The sequence below is a fragment of the Mycobacterium sp. TH-M15 genome, assembly GCF_057473705.1.
In genome coordinates this window covers 1-4,709 of sequence record NZ_JBYCLB010000492.1, presented here as the reverse complement: position 1 = coordinate 4,709, position 4,709 = coordinate 1, and the positions used below count along the sequence as shown (strand labels likewise).

Here is a 4,709-nt window from a genome sequence, read left to right as displayed (position 1 = left end):
GGGGCCGTGGCGCCGATCGGGGCCGTGGCGCCGTCGCCGATGATCTCGGCCGCGCCGGTGTCCTCGGCGGCGTCGTCCACGACCGGTGCCGCCGCGGACTCACCGCCCGGATCCCCGGCTCCGGGTGCTTCGACGCCCCGGCGTCGCAGCCGGGCCAGTACGTTGCCCACGCCGCTACCGGATCGCGGCGCGCGCGGCGGCGGCGAACGCGTCGCCGCGGTCGGCGTACCCGGTGAACTGGTCGAACGACGCTCCCGCCGGGGCCAGCAGCACCGTGTCGCCGGGCTGGGCCAGCTCGCGGGCGGCGGCCACCACCGCGGCCATCACTCGTGAGCTCACCGGCCCGTCGACGTTGGCGATCCGGACCACCTGCGCATCAACAACCCCATTAGCATCACGCATATCACCATCCTCGCCTGTCGCAACGTGGACGACGGGGACATCCGGTGCGTGTCGTGATAACGCCTTGGCAACCTGGTCGCGATCGCGGCCGATCAGCACCGCACCCACCAGGCGATCGGCGATCCGGGCGACGGTGGCGTCGACGTGGGCGCCTTTGAGCAGCCCGCCGGCCACCCAGACCACCCGCGGGTAGGACGAGACCGATGCCTCGGCCGCATGCGGGTTGGTGGCCTTGGAGTCGTCCACGTAATCGACACCGCCGATGACCGCGACCCGCTCGCCGCGGTGCCGGCCGACGCTGAACGACGCCAGTCCGTCGGCGACCGCCGCCGCGGGCACGTCGACGCAGCGGGCCAACGCGGCCGCGGCCAGCGCGTCGAGCACCCCGACCGGTCCGGGCACCGATATCGACGCCACCGGGACCAGCACCAGTCCCTCGGAGCCGGCTGAGACAAAGGCTCTGTCGACCAGCTGACCGTCGACCACCCCCAGCTCGCCGCGGGCCGGTGCGCCGAGCCGGAAGCCGACCCGTACCGGCGCGTCGGCACCGGCCAGCAGGCCGGCCGCCCGGGCATCGTCGAGCCCGGCCACCGCCACCCGGCCGCGCAGCACCCGGGCCTTGGCCGCGGCGTAGGCGTCCATGCTGCCGTGCCAGTCCAGGTGGTCTTCGGCGATGTTGAGCACCACCCCGGCCTCCGGCCGCAGTGACGGCGCCCAGTGCAGCTGGAAGCTGGACAGCTCGACGGCCAACAGGTCAGCCGGCTCAGACAGCACATCCAGCACCGGGCTGCCGATGTTGCCGCAGAGCACGCTGCGCAGGCCGGCGGCGGTCAGCACCGCCTGCAGCATCGACGTCGTGGTGGTCTTGCCGTTGGTGCCGGTGACCACCAGCCAGCGCCGCGGCGGCCCGTAGTGGCCGGCCTGGTCCAGCCGCCAGGCCAGCTCGATGTCGCCCCAGACCGGGACGCCGGCGGCTGCGGCCGCGAGCAGCATCGGCGTGCTCGGCGGAAACCCCGGACTGGTGACGACCAGGGCGAACTCGGCGATGCGGGCGGTGGCCGCCTCCGGGCTCAGCGTCGCCATCCCGGCCTCGGCGTACCGGCGCAGCATGGCCGGGTCGTCGTCGCAGACCGTCAGCGCCGCGCCGAGCGGCTGCAGTGCGGCCACCGCCGCGCGGCCGGTGACCCGGGCGCCGGCGACCAGCACCGCCGCGCCGGGTGCCAACGGCGCCAGCCCGGGGACCCAGGGAACTTCGGCCACCGATCAGCCACCGACCGCGGTGAACCACTCGCCGTAGAACAGGGAGACCCCCAGGCCGCAGCTGATCGCGGTGAGCAGCCAGAACCGGATGATCACCGTGGTCTCGGCCCAGCCGCCCAGCTCGAAGTGGTGGTGGAACGGCGCCATCCGGAAGACCCGGCGGCCGGTGCTGCGGAAGGCGATGATCTGCAGCACGACGGAGGTGACCTCGGCGACGAACAACGCCCCCAGCACCACCGCGAGGATCTCGGTGCGGCTGGTCACCGAGAGCCCGGCGATCACCCCGCCCAGCGCCAGCGAACCGGTGTCGCCCATGAAGATCTTCGCCGGGGCCGCGTTCCACCACAGAAACCCGATGCAGGCGCCGGTGGCGGCCGCGGAGATGAACGCCAGGTCGAGCGGGTCGCGGACGTTGTAGCAGCCCAGGCTCGGTTCGGCGGCGCAGGCGTTGCGGTGCTGCCAGACGGTGATCAACACGTAGGCCGCGCTGACCATCGCCATCGACCCGGCGGCCAGCCCGTCCAGGCCGTCGGTGAAGTTCACCGCGTTCGACCAGGCGCTGACGATGATCACGCAGAACAGCACGAACACCAGCGGCGGCAGGGTGACGGTGGCGATCTCGCGCACGTAGGACAGCTGGGGGCTGCCCGGCGTCAGGCCGGAACCGTTACGGAAGTGCAGCACCAGCACGCCGAAGAGCGCCGCCGCACCGACCTGGCCGATCGTCTTGGCGGTCTTGTTCAGCCCCAGGTTCCGGGATCGGCGGATCTTGATCAGGTCGTCGACGAAGCCGACCGTGCCGAGCGCGGTGGCCAGCCCCAGCACCAGCAGGCCGGACGCCGTCGGGCCGCCGCCGCCCAGCGCGAACAAGGTGAGCTCGGCGGCCAGGTAGCCGACCCAGATCCCGGCCACGATCGCCACCCCGCCCATCGATGGGGTGCCGCGCTTGCTCTGGTGGCTGGCCGGGCCGTCCTCGCGGATCTCCTGGCCGAACCCCTGCCTGGTGAAGAGCCGGATCAGCACCGGGGTAAGCAGGATGGTGACCAGCAACGCGACGCCGGCGGCGATCAGGATGCCGATCACCGGCGAACATCCGGCACGTCGGTGAGCAGCGTCTCGGCCAGCGTCGTCAGGCCGGCCGCGTTGGATGCCTTGACCAGCACGACGTCTCCGGGCGCCAGTGCTTCCCGCAACAGCGTCAGGGCGGCGTCGGCGTCGGCGACCATGGTGGCCTCGGGTCCGAACGAGCCCTCCATGACCGCGCCGTCGTGCATGGCCCTCATCGCTCTCCCAACGCCGACCACAACCAGACGAGAGACATCTAAGCGCACCGCCAGCCGGCCGATGGCGTCGTGTTCGGTTATCGCGTCCCCGCCGAGCTCGGCCATCTCGCCGAGCACCGCCCAGCTGCGCCGGCGAACCGGCCCCGGGGCACCGTCGGCACCGCGGCTGATCTGGGCCAGCGCCAGCAGCGCCGCCCGCATCGAGTCCGGGTTGGCGTTGTAGGCGTCGTCGATCACCGTCACCCCGTCGTCGCGGGTGCTCACCCGCATCCGGTGTGCCGACACCGGTCCGGCGCCGGCCAGCGCCGCGGCCACCCGCTGCACCCCGGCACCGCAGGCCAGCGCGACCGCCGCGGCGCAGAGTGCGTTGGCGACCTGGTGTTCGCCGGAGACGGCGAGCCGCACCTGTGCCGTCTCGCCGGAGCGGGTGTGCAGGGTGAACCGGGGCCGGGCCGCCTCGTCCAGGCCGACCTCGCCGGCCCAGACGTCGCTGGGTCCGGCGGCGGTGCGCTCGGCGCGGCTGACCCGCACCACCCGGGCGGAGGTCTTGTCGGCCATCGCCGCGACCGCCGGGTCGTCGGCGTTGAGCACCACCACCCCGTGCTCCGGGACAGCTTGCGGCAGTTCGGCTTTGGTATCGGCGATAGCCTGCCGCGAGCCGAATTCGCCGAGGTGAGCGGTGCCGACGTTGAGCACCACCCCGATCCGCGGCGGGGCGATGGCGGCCAGCGCGGCGATGTTGCCGCGGTGCCGCGCCGACAGCTCCAGCACCAGGTAGTCGGTGTCCTCGGTGGCCCGCAGCACCGTCCACGGGTGGCCCAGTTCGTTGTTGAACGACCCGGGCGGGGCCACCACCTCGCCGAGCGGCGCCAGCACCGCCGCCAGCAGGTCTTTGGTGGAGGTCTTCCCCGACGAGCCGGTCACCCCTACGATGGTCAGCCCGCCGGCCACCAGCTCACCGGCGACCGCCGCGGCCAACCTGCCCAGCGCGGCCAACACCGCCGCCCCGGAGCCGGCCGGGTCGTCGTGTTCGAGAACGCTGGACCGACCGTCGGCGGCCGGCTCGGTCGGTGCCACTGGGTCTGCGATGATCGCCGGCACCCCGACCGGCCGAGCGGCCAGCACCGCGACCGCACCGGCGGCCACCGCCGCGGCCGCGTGGTCGTGGCCGTCGGCGTGCGCGCCGGGCAGCGCCAGGAAGAGCCCGCCGGGGGTGATCCGCCGTGAGTCGAACTCCACCGTGCCGGTGACCTCGGTGCGCTCGGCCTGCTCGGCGGTGATGCCGGCCAGCCGCCCGCCGACGATCTCGGCGATCCGGGCGACGGTCATCGGGATCATCGCAGCGCCTCCAGCGCGGCCCCGAGCTCCACCCGGTCGTCGAACGGGCGGGTCTGCCCGCCGGCGGTCTGCCCGGTCTCGTGGCCCTTCCCGGCCACCAGCACCGTGTCGCCGGGGCGTGCCCAGCGCACCGCGTAGTCGATCGCGGCTCGCCGGTCGCCGATCTCGACCAGCTCGGCCGGCGCCGGCGCCTCGGCCGCACCGGCCAGGATGGCCTGCCGGATGGCCGCCGGGTCTTCACGGCGCGGGTTGTCGTCGGTGACCACCACCAGGTCGGCCAGCTCGGCGGCGATCCGGCCCATCGGCCCGCGCTTGCCCGGGTCGCGGGCGCCGCCGGCGCCCCCCACCACCGCCACCCGCCCCCCGGGGTGCAGGTGCGCCCCACGCCGCGAGCGCAGCACCGCCCCCCCCGCGCCCGGCGGGTGG

4 protein-coding genes are annotated in these 4,709 nt (G+C 74.1%); all 4 read right to left on the bottom strand.

Translation table 11 applies throughout. From position 1 onward, the window contains the following. Window positions 1–174: 174 nt before the first annotated feature. Window positions 175–1,662: a UDP-N-acetylmuramoyl-L-alanine--D-glutamate ligase gene (murD, locus tag AC2VNT_RS12010; RefSeq protein WP_486947074.1), complete on the bottom strand. Its 1,488-nt coding sequence runs from the start codon at window positions 1,660–1,662 to the stop codon at window positions 175–177. Between the two features lie 3 nt (window positions 1,663–1,665). Further along, entirely contained in the window at window positions 1,666–2,745 is a 1,080-nt protein-coding gene (gene mraY, locus AC2VNT_RS12005) for a phospho-N-acetylmuramoyl-pentapeptide-transferase (RefSeq protein WP_486947073.1), read from the bottom strand. Next, window positions 2,742–4,283 (bottom strand): UDP-N-acetylmuramoyl-tripeptide--D-alanyl-D-alanine ligase, encoded by a 1,542-nt coding sequence (locus AC2VNT_RS12000; RefSeq protein ID WP_486947072.1) that lies wholly within the window; start codon window positions 4,281–4,283, stop codon window positions 2,742–2,744. The genes mraY and AC2VNT_RS12000 overlap by 4 nt, the downstream gene beginning before the upstream one ends. Beyond that, window positions 4,280–4,709: glutamate ligase domain-containing protein (locus AC2VNT_RS11995; protein WP_486947071.1), on the bottom strand; the 430-nt coding region annotated here is incomplete at its 5' end. The genes AC2VNT_RS11995 and AC2VNT_RS12000, both read right to left, overlap by 4 nt.